The following is an 18249-nucleotide window of genomic DNA, read 5'->3' as shown; positions in this document are numbered from 1 at the left end:
TTGCTGTCTGGTGTTTGTTGGCGTGCGCTGTTAAGCGCGGCGCTTACAGGCTACGCAGGTAGTTGAGCACTACTTCGTGGTGGTCTTTGGTCTTAAAGCTATCAAAGACGTGCTGCACGGTGCCTTGCTCATCAATCAGGAAGCTGATGCGATGGATACCATCGTACACTTTGCCCATGAACTTCTTCTCACCCCAGACGCCGAACTGTTCGGCCACCTGATGGTTTTCGTCAGACAGTAGGGTGAAGTTAAGCATCTCTTTTTCGGCAAAGCGCGACAGTTTCTCTGGTTTATCGGTGCTGATCCCCAGGACATCGACGCCAAACTGTTTCAGATCAGGCTGGCTATCCCGTAAGCCACAGGCCTGTACGGTACAACCCGGCGTCATGGCTTTCGGGTAAAAATAGACCAGCACTTTGCTGCCCAGATAGTCGCTCAGACTGATCTCTTCGCCGTCTTGATCGAGCAGCGTAAATTGCGGAGCTTTATCTCCGGCCTTTAGCGTTTGCATAAGCGGTAAGTCCTTGCGTGTTCAGATTCTGGTCATTGTTATGGCAGTATCCGGTTACGGCTGCTCAGGCTGGCTGTGAACCGCAACATTGATATTGCCCTGTGCGCCCAATTTCTGACACAAAGCGTGGAAATCATCAATCACTGAATGTTGCTCCAGCGCACAGTTTTGGCAGTGGGCTGCAATCTGAATGCTGAGCAAGGGAACTTGTCCGGGCCGTGCTAAGGTCTTCGAGGCCAGCTCGGCAATATCCAAATTGCGCGAGGCAAAAAAGTCGGTAAATTTTTCGATGATGTGCGGGGAGTCATCCACATCCACCTGCACCCAGACCATCGCCGGGTACGGCGCTTTGGGCTCGCACACCGTGCGCTTCATGACGATCATCAGGTTTAATTCGGCGGCGGTAACCGGCAAAGTGGATTCGATGCGGGCGATGGCATTCCAACTGCCGGACAGCAACATGATGAAGGTGAACTCGCCCCCGAGCAGGGCTAAACGGCTGTCTTCGATGTTGCAATCGCAACTGCTGACGTGACGGGTGATGGTGTTAACGATCCCCGGACGGTTTGTTCCGACCGCGGTCAGAACCAGATAATGAGCTTGCGGCTGTTGCACCCTGATATCTCCGAAAGCATGGATGCTTGCATGGTAGCACAAAATATTTTGTTTCCGGTGAGCAAAACTGAGCCGTATCTGCATTGTGTAGCTTGCATTTATCGTCCGGTAAAAAGTACCATGATTAGTCAAAATTCAAGGGAGATAATCAGATGTTTTCAGGAAGCATTGTTGCGCTAGTTACGCCGATGGATCAGGCCGGAGAAGTTGATTATGCAAGCCTGAAAAAATTGGTGGAGTATCATGTAGCCGGTGGGACTGATGCCATCGTTGCCATGGGGACCACCGGTGAGTCGGCAACGCTCAGTGTGGAAGAACACATCAAGGTTGTCCTGAAAACCCTTGAGTTCGCAGATGGCCGCATCCCTGTGATTGCCGGTACCGGTGCCAATGCCACTGCCGAGGCTATCACGTTGACCAAAATGTTCAACGATACCGGCGTGGTGGGTTGCCTGAGCGTAACGCCTTATTACAATAAGCCGACCCAAGAAGGCTTGTTCCGTCATTATTCGGCGATTGCCGCGCATACCGATTTACCGCAAATTCTTTATAATGTGCCGGGCCGTACGGGTTGCGATCTGCTGCCGGAAACGGTGGGCCGTTTGGCGCAAGTGCCTAATATCGTGGCACTGAAAGAGGCCACTGGCGATATTAGCCGAGTACAAAAAATTCATGCGTTAACAGGGCCAGAGTTTACCCTGTTAAGCGGCGATGATGCGTCTGCGCTGGACTTTATGCAGCAAGGCGGACGCGGAGTGATTTCGGTCACCGCAAACGTAGCAGCTGAAGCGATGAGCCGGATGTGCCGTTTGGCACTGGCTGGTGAGTGGCAAGCTGCAGAAGAAATTAACGCAACACTGATGCCGCTGCATGTGGATTTATTTGCCGAATCAAACCCGATTCCGGTGAAGTGGGCGTGCCATCGTCTGGGTCTTATCAGCCACGACATGCTGCGTCTACCTTTGTTACCGCTGAGCGAGACGGCTAAACCCCGTGTCGAGAAAGCGTTGCTTGCAGCTGGTTTGCTCTAATTGTTGGGAGTAGGAATGTCTCACTCGTTGAAAGGCACTGCGGTGCTGAAAAACACGCTGTCCGTAAAGAGCGTGTTAGGGTTATCGCTGGTGATGGCGCTGACGGCCTGTTCATCTGATGGCGGTCGCTTCAAGCGCGAAGTCAACGGTAACGACAGTTACCTGAATACTCCGGCGCAAACGGCCATGGTATGGCCGGCCGGCGTCAGTGCGCCGCTGGCGTCCAATGATTATGCGATCCCATCTGCTGGACAAGGCCCTGTGGGCAAGCAGGTGGATGTGCGTCCTCCGCAGCAAGTGATGCCGCTGTTAAACGGCTCCCGTACGCAATCGGAAGGCAATCTGTCACAAGTGATCATGGAAGGGCGCTTATATCCAGCGCAAACCTTGTGGGGCAATCTGTTAAGTGCTCTGCAGCAAGAAAAAGTGACCATCGCCAGCCAATCAGCTGCTGACATGACGCTGACCACCGATTGGGTGAATTGGACCCAAAGCGATGAAGTGCAGAACATGCGCGCCCGTTATCAGCTGCAGGTACAAAGCCAAGGTTACAACACTGTGCTGCAAAGCCGCCTGACCGAGCTGCAAGACAGCCAAGGCCAGAGCGTCACCGAAAGCACCGAGATCCAGCGTTATAACGCGATGTTGCTCAACAAACTGATGAGCACCATGGATGCGCAAAGCCGTGCTCAAGAAGCCGCTCGTTTGGCGCAGCAAGGCGCGGTACTGAACGTTCAGGCCGGTAAGGATAATACCGGTTTGCCGGTGTATATCGTGCGTGCCGGTTATGATGTGGTGTGGGCGCGTTTGCCAGCCACGCTGAGCAAGCTGGGCTTTACGGTCGAAGAGCGTAATCGTCCACAAGGTCAAATGACCTTGAGCTACAAGAATATCGGAGACAGCGGCTGGAGTGCGCTGTCGGCCAAAGATCCACAACTGTCGCGCAGTGAATACAAGCTGCAAGTCGGGGATCTGGGGAACCGTACCAGTTTGGCGCTGACGGATGCAGACGGTAAGCCGTTGTCCGACAGCAGCTTCGAAGCCTTGCTGCCAGCGGTGCAGGCGGTATTCGACAGCCAAGCTGTAAACCAGTAATGGATCAAAGGGGCCTTCGGCCCCTTTTCTTATTTATACACCCCTCAATCATGGAGTAGAAAAATGCAGAAGCGAGCTGAGCTGTATCGTGGTAAGGCTAAAACGGTGTACAGCACAGAGAATCCGGATTTTCTGGTGCTGGAGTTCCGTAATGATACCTCAGCCTTTGACGGTCAGCGGATTGAGCAGCTGGATCGCAAAGGGATGGTGAATAATAAATTTAACTATTTCATCATGACCAAACTGGCCGAAGCCGGTATTCCAACGCAGATGGAAGCCCTGCTGTCGGATACTGAGGCCTTGGTGAAAAAACTGGATATGGTACCGGTTGAGTGTGTGATCCGTAACCGTGCCGCCGGCTCTTTAGTGCGTCGTCTGGGTGTACAAGAAGGGATGGAGCTCAATCCGCCAACCTTCGAAATGTTCCTGAAAAACGATGCCCTGCATGATCCGATGGTCAACGAGTACCACTGCCGCTCTTTTGGCTGGGTGACCGATGAACAACTGGATCGGATGAAAGAGCTGAGCTTCAAGATCAATGCCGTACTGCAAGCGCTGTTTGCCGATGCTGGTCTGATTCTGGTGGATTACAAGCTGGAGTTCGGTCTGTTCCACGGGGAGATCGTGCTGGGCGATGAGTTCTCGCCGGACGGTTGCCGTCTGTGGGATAAAGATACGCTGAAGAAACTCGACAAAGACCGTTTCCGTCAAGGTCTGGGCGGGGTGATTGAAGCGTACGAAGAAGTGGCGCAGCGTCTGGGTATTGAACTGGCCTGATTTTCTTTGGTTTTTCCACGCAAACGTTTACGTCTAGTCTGTTCGTGTAAAGTCGGTCGAGGCCGTATCCGTGTAGGCGTGATGTAAACCGAGAGTGGAAAAACAATGCCTAAGCACGAATGCGTGTTATCCGGCAATAAGCAGGGAGCCGTCCGGCTCCCTGTTGTTTTTATGTGTTTGGCTGAAGTTTTAGCTAGGGTTTTAGCTAGGATTGCTTGCGGCTAAGTAAATCAGCGCTATGTCTATCCGCAGGGCCGCTCTGCTCTGCTTTTCTTTTTTGCTTTGCTCTTATCCCTTATTCCTTGCCTCTTATCCCTTTGCTGTGGCTTTGCATGCCTTCGGCTTTCGTTCTGCCAATTTGTCATGAGGCTTAATACTCATGCGGTCATCGTATTAAGCATTTGTGTTCTATGCTTACCAATGACCTGTCGCGCTTATGCGCGTGCAGGCATAGTGCGCCTTACGGTTTCGGAGTTGTGCGGTCTCCGTCTGAACAGGGGAGATGACGGTGAATATGAGCCTTTTTTCAGCGATACGGCGCAAACTGCGCTGGCAGCATCCGGAGGTGGCCGGTATACAGGCGGAAGCGCCATTACGGGCCGAATTATTTACGGCTGGCCAAATGGAGCGTCATGGCCGAGTACTGGCGCGCTCGCACAAGCTCAGCCGAGGCCGTTGCCCTGAGCGCTTATTGCCGCGTTTGGCAGAAAATGAGCAGATCCTGATCCGTTGCTGTCAGCTGCTGCAAGTATCTACCACGCAGCAAAAGCTCACTCCCGCAGGGGAATGGCTGCTGGATAACTATTATCTGATTGAAGAGCAAATTTACCTGATTCGGCAAAATCTGCCGAAAGAGTATGGTCGCGGTTTGCCGCGCCTGAATAACCCCGCACAGCACGGTATTCCACGAGTTTATGATATTGCGCTGGAAGCCATCGCGCACGGCGATGGTCATTGGGATGCAGACAGTTTCAGCCGTTTTGTTGGTGCTTATCAGCAGCAATCGGATCTGAATTTGGGCGAGTTATGGGCGTTGCCCATCATGTTGCGGCTGGCGTTGATTGAAAATTTGCGCCGGATAGCTCGCCATCTGACTGATGAATTACACACCACCGCGCTGGCGATGACATGGGCCGAACGGTTGGTGCAGGTGAGTCGTCAGTCACCGGATGCGTTGATCCAAGCGTTGGCGGAGTTGGCGCAGACACCGGTGTGCTTGTCTGCCAGCTTTGTGGCTGAGCTGACGCGTCGCTTACAGGGCAAAGATCCTGGCTTGTCGGTGGTGACCGATTGGTTGGCGCTGCGTTTGCGGGAACAAGGGATGACGCTCGATAGCGCGTTGCAGCAGCATGCGCAGTCGCAGGCGGTTAGTCAGTTGTCGGTCAGTAACAGCATCAACAGCTTACGTGCACTGGAGCAGATGAACTGGCCGGAGTTTGTCGAAACCATGAGCGTCAGCGAGCAGATTTTGCGCAGTGATCCGGCGGCGGTGTACGCGCGCATGGACTTTGCCACGCGCGATCGTTATCGCCATCAATTGGAGCGCTTGGCACGCCGTGCCCGTGTGAGTGAGCCGGTGGTAGCAAGGCGCTGCGTCGAGTTAGCGCAGCAAGCCGGAGAGCGTTATCACAGTCAGGACCGGCGTTTACATGTTGGTTATTACCTGATTGGTGACGGTCAGACGCAGCTAACCCGTGAGTTGGGGATCCGCAGTTCATTGACGCGACGCAGCCAGCAGTTTTTACATCGTCATGCACTGCCAGCATATTTGCTGGCCGTTTCTGGATTTGCGTTGTTGGCGGTGGGCGTATTGGCCTTCAGTATGTTGACGCCTCATGCTAGCGATATGCCTGCGTTTTTCGCGGCGGTTGCCGGTAGCAGCCCCTTCGCTATGGTCAGCTGCGGGTTATTGCTGGTTTGCGCGTTTTTGGCATTCAGTCAGCTGGCGGTGCAGTGGGTCAATGAATTGCTGACGCGCACCGTGACGCCGTCTCATCTGCCGAAAATGGATTTCTCTCATGGCTTACCGCCGGAGTATCGCTCGTTGGTGGTGGTGCCGATGTTATTGCGCTCACCGGCGCAAATTGATGCAGCGGTGGCGGCACTGGAAGTGCGTTATCTGGCCAATCCCGATCCTTATTTGCACTTTGCGTTGCTGACCGATTTTACCGATGCACCGCAGCCCACGTTGCCGGAAGATGAAGGGCTGTTGAACCATGTTCGTCAACATATCCAAGCCCTGAATCAACGCATTAATGGTGACAGTCGCGGCAGTATCTTCTTCTTATTCCACCGCGAGCGGCGCTGGAATGAGCGCGAAGGCTGCTGGATGGGCTATGAGCGCAAACGCGGCAAACTGGCGGCGCTGAATGCCTTTTTGCTCGGCCAAGATCCGGATGCCTTTGATGTGATTGCAGGTCGGCGCGCGGTACTGAGTAATATTCGCTATGTGATCACCTTGGATCTCGACACCCAGCTGCCGCCCGGTAGTGCCACCCAGTTGATCGGCACCTTGGCGCATCCACTGAATCAGGCGGTTTACGATCCGATTTGTCAGCGAGTGGTGGCCGGTTATGGCATTTTACAGCCGCGCATCGCCGAGCAAATCCCTGAGCAAGGGCTCAATGCTTATTTGCGCGTGTGCGCGACCGAGTGCGGTCTTGACCCTTATACCCGCACGGTATCGGATGTGTATCAGGATCTGTTTGGCGAAGGCTCGTTCATCGGGAAAGGCATTTATGATCTGGCGGTCTTCGAGCGAGTGCTGCGTGGGCGCTGGCCGGAGAATCAGGTGCTCAGTCATGATTTGTTGGAAGGGTGCTATGCGCGCTCGGGCTTGGTCAGTGATGTTGCGCTCTTTGAACAATCTCCGGATAACTATTTAGCCGATGTGGCTCGCCGCCGGCGTTGGGTGCGCGGTGATTGGCAGTTATTACCTTGGCTGCGCCGGCGCGTGCGGACATTAGGCGGCAGTTGGGAAGACAACACGTTATCGGCGTTATCGCGCTGGAAACTGTTGGATAACTTGCGCCGCAGCCTAACGCCGTTAGCCACGTTGATGTTGCTGGTGGGGGGATTATTGCTGACGACGCCAGTAAGTGTGCTGTGGATAGTCGGGCTGCTTTGGCTATCACCGGCGCTGCTGGCGCTGGTGTTAGATGTAGCTCTGGTGGCCAAAGAGGTCTCGTGGTGGCAGTACAGCCGTTTGAGCGTTGTTAAGGCGTTGCGCCGCATTCGTCAGCAAGGATTGCAACTGTTGTTGCTTCCTTTTGAAACGCTGTTTCATCTCAGCGCGGCCAGCACCGCATTATGGCGGATGTTTGCCAGTCACCGGCGCATGCTGGAGTGGACAACATCCGAGGCGCAGCAGCAACAGGCGCCCCGCTTAGCGGCAGATTTTTATCGCCAGATGTGGCTGTCATGGACGCTGGCATTGCTACTGGTGCCGTTAGTGGCACTCAGCATGTCGGCGAATCTTGGGTTAGCGTTGGCCATTGCCGCCGGTTGGTTACTGACGCCGTGGTTGATGGCAAGGCTAAGCCAGCCGGTACAGATCACGCCGGCGAATTTATCTCGTGAGCAGCAGCGCTATTTACGCCAGCTCAGCCGCGAGACCTGGGGCTTTTTTGAAACCTTTGTCAGTGCAGATGACCACTTTTTGCCGCCGGATAATTATCAGGAAGTACCCGATCCGGTGGTGGCGCATCGCACGTCACCGACCAATATCGGGTTGTCGTTACTGGCCAACCTGACGGCGTATGATTTTGGGTATATCCCGCGAGGCGAACTGCTGGCGCGCACGCGCCAGACGTTAGATACCCTTGAGCAATTAGGACGTTATCGAGGCCATTTTTACAATTGGTATGACACCCAGACTCTGCGCCCGCTCTATCCTCGCTATATCTCAACGGTCGACAGCGGCAATCTGGCCGGTCATTTGCTGATTTTGCGCCGCGGGTTATTGGCGCTACGCGAAGTTCCGCCTAATTGGCTCAGTTGGCAGCAGGGATTGATGGATACCTTGCAGCTTCTGATTCAGGCGTTAGGTGAGCGCGCCTCACCGGTGGCCGAGGCATTAACCGATCGCTTGCAAGAAGTGTTGAGCTGTAATGGCGCGGAGTTGGAACAATCGCCGCTGGCCTACTTTACCCGCGTGCAGCAGCTGGCCGCTGAGCTCAATTTGTATATTCAAGATACCTACACCAGTACTGCGGCTCGGCGCTGGTCGCAGGCGTTAGTGCAACAAACAGGGTTGCTGGTGAGCGAGCTAGAAGGGGGCAGCGCGGTGCAGCAACAGCAGCAGGCGGATATCGCATTGCTCGCCCAGCGCTTGGAAGCGTTAGCAGATATGGACTTTGAGTTTCTGTTCGATCCGGCGCGCCAGTTACTGCGTGTTGGCTATAACCTAGACTCGCACCAGTTTGACCTTGGCCACTACGATTTGCTGCAATCAGAAGCGCGGCTGAGCTATTTTCTGGCGGTTGCGCGGCGGCAAATTCCTTTGAAGAGCTGGTTTAATTTGGGCCGTTTGCTGACAGTGTTAGATGGGCGCGCGGTGCTGGCATCATGGAGCGGCTCGATGTTTGAGTACCTGATGCCGCAATTGGTGATGCCGTCATACCAAGATACCCTCATCAGCACCACCTGCCACCATGCTGTGCTACAACAGATGCATTATGGCCGACAAACCGGTTTGCCGTGGGGCGTTTCGGAGTCTGGTTATAACCGTACCGATGCGCAGTTTAACTATCAATATCGTGCGTTTGGCGTGCCCGGATTAGGGCTCAAGCGCGGCTTAGCGGAAGACCGCGTGGTGGCGCCGTACGCCACTATGATGGCATTGATGCTGGAGCCGCAAGCGGCGCTGCACAATTTGCAGCGCCTGCAAGGTATGGGCGCGCGCGGTGGTTTTGGTTTTTATGAGGCGCTGGATTTTACGCCGTCGCGCCTGAATCGGGGCGAGACTCACGCCCTGATCCGCTCTTATATGGCGCATCACCAAGGTATGGGATTCTTGGCGTTGTCCCATGCTTTATTGGGGGCACGCATGCCACAGCGCTTCAGTGCGGAGCCGTTGTTCAAAGCGACCCAATTGTTGCTGCAAGAGCGGATGCCGAAAGTCATTAGCGTTTACGTGCAGCGGCAGAAATTTGAACCGGTGTGGGAAGAGCGCCCAGATCTGGGGGATGTGCGCCGCCAATTTGGCGTTGCCGATCTGACGCAGCCGCAAATCCAGTTGCTGTCTAACTCCCGTTATCATGTGCTGCTTAGCCAAAGTGGGGCTGGCTACAGCCGTTGGCATCAGCTGGCGTTGACGCGCTGGCGCACTGATGCCACCACCGAGCGCTATGGGTTGTTCTGTTATCTGCGCGAGGTAAACAGCGCACGTACGGATAGCGTGACATGCCAGCCATTTGGCCGACGACCGGAGCTGGCGGAAGCGGAATATCGGGTGATATTTTCTGAGTCGCGCGCTGAGTTTAGCCAGTGCTTGACGCAGGTGTCGGTACAAACCGAAATCGTGGTTTCTCCAGAAGATGATGTGGAGCTGCGCCGTATTCGACTGACCAATGACAGCTACCATCCACTGACACTGGAGCTTACCACTTATGCCGAAGTGGTACTGGCGCCGCTGATCACCGATGAGCTGCACCCCGCGTTCAGCAATCTTTTTATGCAGACGGAAATTGTGGCTGGATTGCAGACCTTGCTGTGCCATCGCCGAGCACGCACGGCGCATGAGCGCAATCCGTGGTTGTTCCATCAGTTGAATGTGCAAGGCGCCGAGAGCGAAGCTATCAGCTATGAAACTGACCGCATGAAGTTCATTGGCCGTGGGCGTAGCGCGGCCAATCCGCAGGCATTAGAGCAACCGTTAACCAACAGTCATGGTGCGGTGCTCGATCCGATAGTGGCGATCCGCCGTCGTATCACGTTGGCACCGCAATCCACCGCTACCGCAGATTTGCTACTGGGGGTCGCACCAGAGCGCGAAAGTTGTTTGCTGTTGGCGCATAAATACCGCGATCCGCATTTGGCCGATCGGGTCGAGCATTTAGCGTGGACGCACAGTCAGGTCTTTTTACATCAACTTAATATCAACGATCAGGATGCGGCGCTGTTTAACCAGTTGGCAGGGCGTATTTTGTACCCCGACGCCCGTCTGCGCGCTGAACCGGCTATTTTGCAGGTTAACCGGCGCGGGCAATCGGATCTGTGGCCGCAGGCGATCTCTGGCGATCATCCAATCTTGCTGGTGCAGGTACAAAGTGCCGATGGCGAGAGTTTGGTGCGCCAGTTGCTGCAAGCGCATGCCTATCTCAGGCATAAAGGTTTTATCTTCGATTTGGTGATCGCCAACCAAGAGCATTCAGGCTATCGCCAAGAGCTGCAAACTTCCCTCGGTGGACTGCTGAATGCGACCGGCGCCTCAGAGTATGTGGATCGCGCTGGCGGCGTCTATCTGCGTGCGATGCAAAATCTGACGGCGGAGGAGCAAACTTTGCTGCAGGCGGTGGCAGTGGTGATTTTGGATGAGCGCCACGGCTCATTAGCCGAGCAATTGGCAAGTGATACGCGAAGCTCAGCATCTATCTCTGGCATTGGAGCATCCGCTACGCTGGGCGCGGCCAGTGTGACGCCACTCACTTCGGTGTCGATCACCTCGGTGGCAGCGTTGTCGATGACGCGACGCGCTAACCGCGTCGCTCCGCAGGATGCGTCTTCAGAGCCTGACATCACCTATTCGCAGCAAGAGTTGCAGTTTTTTAACGGCTTAGGCGGTTTTAGCCGCGATGGGCATGAGTACATTTTATTGCTAGATCGACAACGCAAAACTCCGGTGCCGTGGAGCAATATCTTGGCGAACCCTCATTTTGGCTCGGTGATCAGTGAAAGTGGGCAAGCGTACACCTGGTATCAAAATGCGCATGAATATCGCCTGACGCCGTGGCATAACGATCCGGTGACCGATCGGAGCGGGGAGGCGCTGTATATCCGTGATATGGAACGGGGAGAACTTTGGTCGCCGACGCCGCAACCGTGCACGGGAGAGGGGGAATACCGCACGCGACATGGCTTTGGCTATAGCGTATTCGAGCATCAACAAGGCGGCATTGAAAGCAGTCTGCAGGTGTTTGTCGATCGCGAACGGCCGGTGAAATTCTGGCAACTGCGGCTGGTGAATCGCTCTGCGGTTCGCCGTCATCTGCAAATCACTGGCTATGTCGAATGGATTGCCGGTGATTTGAAACAGAAAACCGCCTTGCACGTGGTTAGCTGGCAAGATGCGGGCAGTCGTGCGTTGTTGGCGCGCAACACATACAACCACGCGGGCGATCCGCGAACACTCTTTTTTGATGTCAGCATGCACGAGCGCAGTGTCTGTAATGACCGCCAGCAGTTCTTAGGGCCGCTCGGTCAGGAAAGCGCGCCGCTTTGGCTGGCCGTCGAACAGGCACCTGAGCGACTGCCGGGCATCAATCCGGCCAGTTGCGATCCTTGCGCGGCGCTGCAGGTGAATGTCCATCTGCTCAGTGGCGAAGCCCGTGAGCTGGTGTTTGTGTTGGGCGCTGAAGAGGATGAAACCCGCGCACTGGCGTTATTGCAACAGTTGCATGGGCGCAGTGATGATGGTGGGATGGTGGCGCAGGCCGATCGCGCTTTGGCGGCCGTGCATGCGTTTTGGCGTAACACATTGGGCGCAGTTCAGGTCAGCACCCCAGAGCCTGAGCTGGATGTACTGCTTAATGGCTGGCTGCTATACCAGACCTTAGCTTGTCGCGTGGAAGCGCGCAGTGGCTATTATCAGTCGGGCGGCGCCTTTGGTTTTCGCGATCAGCTGCAAGATTGCATGGCATTGGTGCATGCTGCTCCGAGCTTATTGCGCCAACACTTACTGACCGCGGCTGCACGGCAGTTTATCGAAGGTGATGTACAGCACTGGTGGCATCCTCCGCTCGGACAAGGCGTGCGTACCCGCTGCTCGGATGATTATCTGTGGTTGCCGTATGTGCTGTGTCATTACGTGAATAGCACCAGTGATTTGAGCATCTTGCGTGAGTCGGTTAGTTATCTGGCAGGGCGCGAGCTCAAAGAAGGGGAAGAGTCATACTACGATGCCATGCACGCCTCAGGGCAGAGTGAAACCTTGTATCAGCATGCGGTGCGCGCCTTGATGCACGGGCTGCGCTTTGGTGAACATGGGTTACCGCTGATGGGCTCGGGAGACTGGAATGATGGTATGGATCAGGTTGGGATCCACGGGCGCGGGGAGAGTGTTTGGCTCGGCTTTTTCCTGTATGACGTACTGCAGCGCTTTGCTGAATTGGCCGAGCGCTGCGGCGATACCGCCATCGCTGAGATGTGCCATCAATATGCTGAGCCGCTACAACAAAATCTGGAGCAACATGGCTGGGATGGTCAGTGGTATCGACGTGCCTATTTTGATAACGGCAGCATGCTGGGGGCGGCGATTAACAGTGAGTGCCGGATTGATGCCATCGCGCAAAGTTGGTCGGTTCTATCGGGGGCGGGAGCTTTGGAGCGCAGCCGCTTAGCCATGCATGCGTTAAACCGTCATCTGGTAAAACGGCCGGAAAACATTATTCAGCTGCTTGACCCACCCTTTGATCGCGCCGAGCCAAACCCCGGCTATATCCGGGGTTATGTGCCCGGCGTGCGGGAAAACGGTGGGCAGTACACCCATGCCGCGGTTTGGTCAGCCATGGCATTTGCCGCGTTGGGCGATAAAGAGCGGGCGTGGGAGCTTACGCGCATGCTCAATCCGCTTAATCACGGCAAGAGCTTAGCGCAAGTGGCACAGTATAAAGTCGAGCCGTATGTGGCGGCGGCTGATATTTACGCGGTAGCGCCGCATACCGGCCGTGGTGGCTGGACGTGGTACACCGGCTCGGCCGGTTGGATGTACCGCCTCATGAGCGAGTCATTGCTGGGGATCAAACGCAGTGGCACGCGCTTACTGATTGAACCTTGCTTACCCGAAGAGTGGAATCGCTTTTCGATCCGCTATCGTTACCATAGCGCCGAATATCATATCGAGGTGGAGCAGGTCGATAATCACAGCGCAACGGGCATGACGGTCGATGGTATCGACAATCCCCAAGAGGGCATTCAATTGCAAGATGATGGTAAAACCCATCAAGTGCAGTTGCGGATCCGCCGCGAGAATGGCCAACCGGATAGCCATAAACGCGATGATCGCCAGCGAGCCTAAGCGCTGTACTGACCTTCATGCATGATATTCGCCCCTGCGCACGGATGCTCGTGGGTAGGGGCGACAACCTGCCATTTGGCCGCTGATCTGTTAGCATGCCGCTATCGTGTGATAGCAGCAAAACAAAGGTTCGGCGTGGATATTCAACTGCAACAGATGACCGACGAGTTACGCCAATGCGGACATCGTCAGCTGTGCTGCCTGAGCGGCAGTGCAGCATGGACCGCCGCGCAGGCGCAGCGTTTTTTACATGCGCTGCCCGGTGACTGGTTGCAGTTGGTGCCCGAGCTCCCTACTCCCAATATGCCGAGTGCGGATAGTGTATTGCCGTTTGGCATGGCGACGCCCGCTATCTCATTTCGCGCCGCGCGCACCTTGCTTGGTCGGGAGTTTACCCACGCTCTGTTTGATGCGCGGCAAGGATTGGATGCCGAGGCGCTCGCCATTGTGGCTGGCGCCTTAGCGGCGGGCAGCTGGTTACTGCTTTTGGTACCCGACTGGCTGCAATGGCCAATGACCCCCGATTGCGACAGCGTACGTTGGTCTGAGCAACCCCGCGCCATTGCAACGCCCAATTTTGTGCGGCATTGTCAGCAAACCTTGCGGCAATCACCGGCGCTGTTGTGGAGTGAGGGCTCGTCGGGGGAGTCTGCGCCAGTGTTCGAAGCGAGCTCGCAGCTTCCTTTCTTGAAATACCACGTGGCGGTCAGCACGCCGTGGTCTGCGCCCAATGGGCAACCGACAGCCGATCAGCAGCGTTTATTGCAGCAATTGCTGCACGGCGAGCCGGGCATTTATTGCCTGACGGCCGATCGCGGACGGGGAAAGTCCACCTTGGCGGGGATGCTGGCGTCGCGTTGGGGGGCAGAGCACCCGAATGCGACGTTGTGGGTGACGGCGCCGAAACGCACCGCTTGCGATCAGCTACTGCAGCGCAGTGGCGAGCAAACCGAATTTATCGCACCGGATGCATTGTTGGCGCGTTGCCAGCAGGCCGCGTCAACCGGCGCTCCGCTGGCTGATTGGCTGATTGTGGATGAAGCGGCCGCCTTGCCCGCACCACAGCTGCGCGCCTTGCTACCCTATTTTCGCCGCTGTTTGTTGCTGACCACTGTGCAAGGGTATGAAGGTACCGGACGCGGTTTTTTACTTAAATTTTGCGCCGAGCTGCAAGCGTCAGGGGCGCCGTGGCATGCGTTAAGTTTGTCCGCGCCGGTGCGTTGGGCCGTAGGCGATCCCTTAGAAGCCACCATTGCCGATTTATTATTGCTCGATGCCGAGCAGCAATTGGCTCCGGCTTCCGTACATTCTTTATTCGCAGATTGCGCGCCAGCTTCACCGCCCGTATCTGAAATCTCGGTACAGCCCTACCAAGCGGCGCAATTAGCCGCTGAGCCTGCGTTGTTGCAGCGATTTTATGGCTTGCTGACCGGCGCGCATTACCGCACCAGTCCATTGGATTTACGCCGTTTGCTGGATGCGCCACAGCAACAATTCTGGCTAGCGCAAACGCCAGAACAACAGGTTCCGGCTGCCGCTTGGTTAGTGCCAGAGGGCGGATTGAGCGCCGAGCTGGCGCAAGCCATCTGGCGTGGTGAGCGACGTCCGCGCGGTAATTTGTTGGTGCAGTCTTTAGCGGCGCATGCTGGGGTCGCGCACGCCTGTCAGCTGCGCTCGCTGCGCGTGAGTCGGATTGCGGTGTTACCGGATTGGCGGCGTTTGGGGCTGGCATCGTCATTGCTGGAAACCGTCTGGGCGGCAGCCGTGCAGCAGCAACAGGATTTTGTGTCGGTGAGCTTTGGTTTTACACCGGCGTTATGGGCATTTTGGCAGCGCTGTGGTTTTCATCTGGTGCGTATCGGCACGCAAAAAGAGGCGAGCAGTGGCTGCTATGCCGCGATGGCGATCCGACCTTGTTCCAGCGCTGGACAGCTGCTGTTAGTGCAGGCGCAAGCTGATTTCGCGCGGCGCTGGCCGCACCAAGTGACGGCCGATTGGATGGATTGGCCGGCAGAGTATGCACTGGATGGGGTTTCTCACTCGCAAGAAACTCATTCGCACAGAGTCGCATCAGTGGATCGGTCGCTGGATAGCGCCGATTGGCGCGAGCTGCAGGGCTTTGCTTATGCGCATCGTCCGATAGAAGCCAGTTGGGCGGCTTTACAGCGTTTATTGCGTCTGGCTTTACCTGAACAGTTGCCACTGCTGAGTCGGCGGATGTTACAACGTCAAAGTGTGGCGCATATTGTGCAGGAATGTGGCTTACACGGCCAAAAGGCGTGGTTACAGGCATGTCGGCAGGAAGTGGCGGCTTACTTGCAATCGCGCGGTATTTCGCCGCTGGGATAAACAGATAATGACTGTAATTAATAGGATGTAAGCGAAAGGGCAACAAAGCAAAAGGACAAAAAAGACAAAAGAAAAGTCAGCGCACTGCAGAAGATTAGGGAGGAGAGGCAGTGCGCTGGAAAGTGAGTCTCTGCGGTTTACGCCCCAGAATCGGAGGTAAATTCGCAGTCGGCTACGGGTGTATCATTTTCAGACGTCACAGGCCATGCGGCCTGATGTTCCGAATATTCGGCGAGCGCTTTTTCATACTCATCTTGGTATGTCATGCAGATCCTCATCCGTTGTAATAATTGTTGCAAGAATAGCCGTTTTCTCCGGCGGGGGAAGGGCATACGCGACAGAAACGTGATGTATTCCCGAACTTATACCAAGTCATTGTTATGATTGTGATCTTGTTTCCTGACTGCCTTTTCCCGTTGCGTTGCGGTTACATTTTGTTCTGTGCTCAGCGTCGGTTGTGGCACATTTGCTGCCGTGGAGGATGGTGGTGCTGACGGCGCTGCTTTGGATGCATCAGGGGGCGTATCAGGGGGCACATCAGGCGTATTGCCATCACTGGCATCGGCGCTGTCGTCCGTATGGGGATCTACAGGCGCGTCTGCATCTCGCTGGGTCGGCGCTCTGCCGCGCGGAAATTTCATATTGGCGGTGACGCGCAGCGCCGCCAGATTGCCACCAATAAAGGCAATCACTAAAAAGATAATGAACCAGCCTTTGTCCAATAGATCCATGCGGCGCTCCTTGCGGACTCGGCAGGCTATCCTGACTCGTTGATGACGGAACAGCGCTAGCCGGTTTTGCCGTTACATGCCGGGCAGATTTTGTACATAGCGACGAAATAACGCAGGCAGATGCGCTTGCAACGTATCGCTACCGGCGATCTCTTCGTGCTCCCAAGCCTCTAATAACAGCGCTGGCGTTAGCTGTTCGGCCAGTGTTTCGGCCACTGGATGATAGCTGATATGCCATGGCTCCGCCGCGACACCGCCGTGATCATGCAAAAATGGCCGACAAAAATCATAGTGAGCTAAATGCTCATCCAGCCACGCAGACAACTCACTGAAATAGCCGCCCGGCTGATATTCCCACGGCTCGAGTTGGAGTGCCGTGCCTGCGGGCAGCGCATCAGGATCGTACACATCAATCTCGGTGCCCCAGTGATGGCGACTGGCTCCCGGCAAAGCTGACCAACGCAAAATCTTACGACAGCGCTCCAACGGCGCAAGCTGCAGCACATCGACGCTGTTGCCCGCATCGTCATGTACGCGTCGCTGGCCGTGGTATTTGCTGTTCCAGATCAGTTGCTGACGCGAGAAATCGCGAAAACTGCTGGCCGGTTGCAGATTAAAACCACTGCGGGCCGCTGCCTGTTGGAGAGCCAAAAACGCCGGTAGTGCCGCGTGGTGCAAAGCATGCCGTTCATTGAAGGCCGACAAATGAGCGCGGTCTTTTCCGGTCAGGCAGGCAGCCGGCAGTGAGTTCATCATGGTAATATTTTCTCCAAAATCCGCTGATAAATCAGCGTCAGTTGCTCCAGATCGTCCACGCTGACACATTCATTGACTTTGTGAATGGTGGCATTGACTGGCCCCAGCTCGACCACTTGGGTGCCCATACGGGCGATAAAGCGTCCATCGGAGGTACCGCCGGTGGTCAGTAATTGGGTGGTTTGGCCGGTGTGTTCGGCAATGGCGGCAGACACCGCATCCACCAGAGGGCCTGTTGGCGTTAAAAAGGGCTGACCGGAGATCACCCATTCAATTCGGTGTGGTAAATCATACTTGGCCAGTAATGCGGCTACCCGCTGCTGAATTTGGCTATCGGTAACCTCAGTGCTAAAGCGCAGGTTAAATTGCACGTACAGCTCGCCAGGGATCACGTTATTACTGCCGGTTCCTGCCTGAATATTGGCGATTTGCAAGCTGGTGGGCGGGAAAAAGGCATTGCCCTGATCCCACTCGATAGCGGTCAGCGCTTGCAAGAATGGTAACGCCTTGTGCACTGGGTTATCCGCCAGATGCGGGTAGGCCACATGGCCTTGAATGCCCTGAATGTACAAGTTAGCGGTCATCGAGCCGCGGCGGCCATTTTTAACTACATCGCCGACCCGCTCGGTGCTAGATGGCTCCCCCACCAGACAATAATCAATCATCTCGTGGCGCTGTTGCAGGGTTTCCACCACCTTCACCGTGCCGTTGATGGCGCTGGCTTCTTCATCTGAGGTTAGCAAGAACGCCAGTGAACCGCTGTGTTGGGGATGGGCGGCGACAAAGCGCTCGGCAGCCACCACCATCGCGGCCAGTGAGCCTTTCATGTCGGCGGCGCCGCGCCCGTATAACATGCCATCGCGGATCTGCGGCGTAAAAGGGTCTGACTGCCACAAATTAGTATCCCCTGCGGGGACCACATCGGTATGGCCGGCAAAGGCAAAGCACGGGCTGGCCGTGCCGCGGCGCGCCCATAAATTCAGGGTATCGCCAAAGAGTAACCACTCCAGCGTAAAGCCCGCCGCGGCCAAGCGCTCAGCCAACAGCGTCTGGCAACCGGCATCCTGCGGGCTGACCGACGGGCTGCGGATCAGTGCGCAGCTTAACTCAACAACACTACTCATTACGTGATGCACTCCCTGTAAACGT

The 18249-nt window shown here is 55.7% G+C and carries 10 protein-coding genes; 5 read left to right on the top strand and 5 right to left on the bottom strand.

Going from position 1 to position 18249, the window contains the following annotated elements; genetic code table 11:
- Positions 1 to 43: 43 nt before the first annotated feature.
- Both bcp and LQ901_RS10515 read right to left on the bottom strand, forming a co-directional pair.
- On the bottom strand, positions 44 to 511 hold the full coding sequence (gene bcp, locus LQ901_RS10520) for a thioredoxin-dependent thiol peroxidase (protein WP_010862354.1): 468 nt from the start codon (positions 509 to 511) through the stop codon (positions 44 to 46).
- 54 nt (positions 512 to 565) lie between these two features.
- On the bottom strand, positions 566 to 1126 hold the full coding sequence (locus LQ901_RS10515) for a glycine cleavage system transcriptional repressor (protein ID WP_010862353.1): 561 nt from the start codon (positions 1124 to 1126) through the stop codon (positions 566 to 568).
- Between the two features lie 152 nt (positions 1127 to 1278).
- Between LQ901_RS10515 and dapA the strand changes: the two genes are divergently transcribed.
- From dapA to LQ901_RS10490, 5 genes are all read left to right on the top strand, one after another.
- Complete coding sequence (gene dapA / locus LQ901_RS10510; protein ID WP_010862352.1) at positions 1279 to 2157, top strand: 4-hydroxy-tetrahydrodipicolinate synthase; 879 nt, start codon at positions 1279 to 1281, stop codon at positions 2155 to 2157.
- Positions 2158 to 2172: 15 nt separating this feature from the next.
- Complete coding sequence (gene bamC / locus LQ901_RS10505) at positions 2173 to 3252, top strand: outer membrane protein assembly factor BamC (protein WP_233672253.1); 1080 nt, start codon at positions 2173 to 2175, stop codon at positions 3250 to 3252.
- 63 nt (positions 3253 to 3315) lie between these two features.
- Entirely contained in the window at positions 3316 to 4029 is a 714-nt protein-coding gene (purC, locus tag LQ901_RS10500) for a phosphoribosylaminoimidazolesuccinocarboxamide synthase (protein WP_010862350.1), read from the top strand.
- Between the two features lie 514 nt (positions 4030 to 4543).
- On the top strand, positions 4544 to 13264 hold the full coding sequence (locus tag LQ901_RS10495) for a glycoside hydrolase family 94 protein (protein ID WP_233672252.1): 8721 nt from the start codon (positions 4544 to 4546) through the stop codon (positions 13262 to 13264).
- Between the two features lie 135 nt (positions 13265 to 13399).
- On the top strand, positions 13400 to 15613 hold the full coding sequence (locus LQ901_RS10490) for a tRNA(Met) cytidine acetyltransferase TmcA (RefSeq protein ID WP_230405883.1): 2214 nt from the start codon (positions 13400 to 13402) through the stop codon (positions 15611 to 15613).
- A 362-nt stretch (positions 15614 to 15975) separates the two neighbouring features.
- Here LQ901_RS10490 and LQ901_RS10485 read toward each other — a convergent pair whose 3' ends face one another.
- From LQ901_RS10485 to dapE, 3 genes are all read right to left on the bottom strand, one after another.
- Positions 15976 to 16344, bottom strand: coding sequence for a DUF2897 family protein (locus LQ901_RS10485; RefSeq protein WP_152135499.1), 369 nt, complete (start codon positions 16342 to 16344; stop codon positions 15976 to 15978).
- A gap of 72 nt (positions 16345 to 16416) precedes the next feature.
- On the bottom strand, positions 16417 to 17100 hold the full coding sequence (locus tag LQ901_RS10480; RefSeq protein ID WP_230405884.1) for a M15 family metallopeptidase: 684 nt from the start codon (positions 17098 to 17100) through the stop codon (positions 16417 to 16419).
- Entirely contained in the window at positions 17097 to 18224 is a 1128-nt protein-coding gene (gene dapE, locus LQ901_RS10475; protein ID WP_152135498.1) for a succinyl-diaminopimelate desuccinylase, read from the bottom strand. Before dapE ends, LQ901_RS10480 begins: the two co-directional genes overlap by 4 nt.
- Positions 18225 to 18249: the final 25 nt, after the last annotated feature.

The organism is Plesiomonas sp. PI-19, assembly GCF_021368255.1.
GTDB lineage: Bacteria > Pseudomonadota > Gammaproteobacteria > Enterobacterales > CAMTGL01 > Plesiomonas > Plesiomonas shigelloides.
This window is presented reverse-complemented; position numbering and strand designations above follow the sequence as displayed.